The sequence below is a fragment of the Azospirillum sp. B4 genome (assembly GCF_000333275.1).
Classification (GTDB): Bacteria; Pseudomonadota; Alphaproteobacteria; order Azospirillales; family Azospirillaceae; genus Nitrospirillum.
Genome location: NZ_BACU01000371.1, coordinates 1 through 1,375, shown reverse-complemented (window position 1 = coordinate 1,375; position 1,375 = coordinate 1). Strand labels below are relative to the sequence as shown.

Below are 1,375 nucleotides of genomic sequence, written 5' to 3'. Positions count from 1 at the left end.
TGGAATGGCACTTCTGGACCGCCACCCTGGGCATCGTCCTCTACATCACCTCGATGTGGGTGTCGGGCATCATGCAGGGCCTGATGTGGCGCGCCTACGATGACATGGGCTTCCTGCAGTACTCGTTCGTCGAGACCGTGGCCGCCATGCATCCCTACTACATCATCCGCGGCATGGGCGGCGTCCTGTTCCTGACCGGCGCCCTGATCATGGCCTTCAACATGTTCCGCACCATCAGGAACGGCCAACCGCTGGCGGAAGAACGGCCCGCGGGCCTGGTCGCGGCCGAGTGAGCGGAGGGACGGAAAATGAAATTCTCTCACGCCATCGTCGAAAAGAACGTCGTCATCCTGGCGCTCTTGACGTTGATCACCGTGTCCATCGGCGGCCTGGTGCAGATCGTGCCGCTGTTCTCCATCGAAACCACGATCGAGCGGGTGGGCGGCGTCCGCCCCTACACGCCGCTGGAACAGATGGGCCGCAACATCTACATCCGTGAAGGCTGCTACGTCTGCCACAGCCAGCAGATCCGCACCTTCCGCGATGAGGTGGAACGCTATGGCCCCTACAGCCTGGCCGCGGAAAGCATGTACGACCATCCCTTCCAGTGGGGGTCGAAGCGCATCGGTCCGGATCTGGCCCGCGTCGGCGGCAAGTACTCCAACGACTGGCAGGTCGCCCACCTGAAGGATCCGCGCGCCGTGGTGCCGGAATCCATCATGCCGACCTACGCTTTCCTGGCCAGCCGTCCGCTGTCGGTGCCCAACATCCAGGATCACCTGAAGACCCTGCGCACCGTCGGCGTGCCCTACACCGATGACATGATCGCCAACGCCGAGGCCGACCTAAAGGCCCAGGCCAACCCGGATGCCGACACCAGCGGCCTGCTGAAGCGGTACCCGAAGGCGGTGGTGGGCAAGTTCAACACCGAAAGTGCTGAACTGACGGAAATGGACGCCTTGGTCGCCTACCTGCAGATGCTGGGCACGCTGGTCGAGTTCAGCAAGCTGCAGCCCGAAGACCTGCACCAGTGAGGCGGCCATGCAAGAACTCCATGCCCTGATGTCCCAGGTATGGCTGCTGTGGTTCGTGGCCTTGTTCACGGGGATCGGCGTCTGGGCCTACTGGCCCTCACGCCGGCGCCGCCTGGACGCCTGCGCCCGGATCCCGCTGCTGGATGACGCGGAACCCTTGCCCCCCGGGGCAAGGAACGCGTCGATGAAGAAAGGCTGAGGTCTCCCACATCATGTCGACGCACATCGAAAAAGACGCCCACACGGGCCGGGAGACCACCGGCCATGAGTGGGACGGCATCAAGGAACTGAACACGCCGCTGCCCAAGTGGTGGCTGTACACCTTCTATGCCTGCATCGCC

4 protein-coding genes are annotated in these 1,375 nt (G+C 63.6%); all 4 read left to right on the top strand.

Going from position 1 to position 1,375, the window contains the following annotated elements:
• A partial coding sequence (locus I55_RS16405; protein ID WP_044561660.1) for a cbb3-type cytochrome c oxidase subunit I occupies nucleotides 1-293 on the top strand: 293 nt, incomplete at its 5' end.
• A 15-nt stretch (nucleotides 294-308) separates the two neighbouring features.
• On the top strand, nucleotides 309-1,034 hold the full coding sequence (ccoO, locus tag I55_RS16400) for a cytochrome-c oxidase, cbb3-type subunit II (RefSeq protein ID WP_044561659.1): 726 nt from the start codon (nucleotides 309-311) through the stop codon (nucleotides 1,032-1,034).
• A gap of 7 nt (nucleotides 1,035-1,041) precedes the next feature.
• Nucleotides 1,042-1,233: a cbb3-type cytochrome c oxidase subunit 3 gene (locus tag I55_RS33890; RefSeq protein ID WP_044561658.1), complete on the top strand. Its 192-nt coding sequence runs from the start codon at nucleotides 1,042-1,044 to the stop codon at nucleotides 1,231-1,233.
• Nucleotides 1,234-1,246: 13 nt separating this feature from the next.
• The coding region (locus tag I55_RS34550; RefSeq protein WP_286364304.1) for a cbb3-type cytochrome c oxidase N-terminal domain-containing protein at nucleotides 1,247-1,375 on the top strand (129 nt) is incomplete at its 3' end.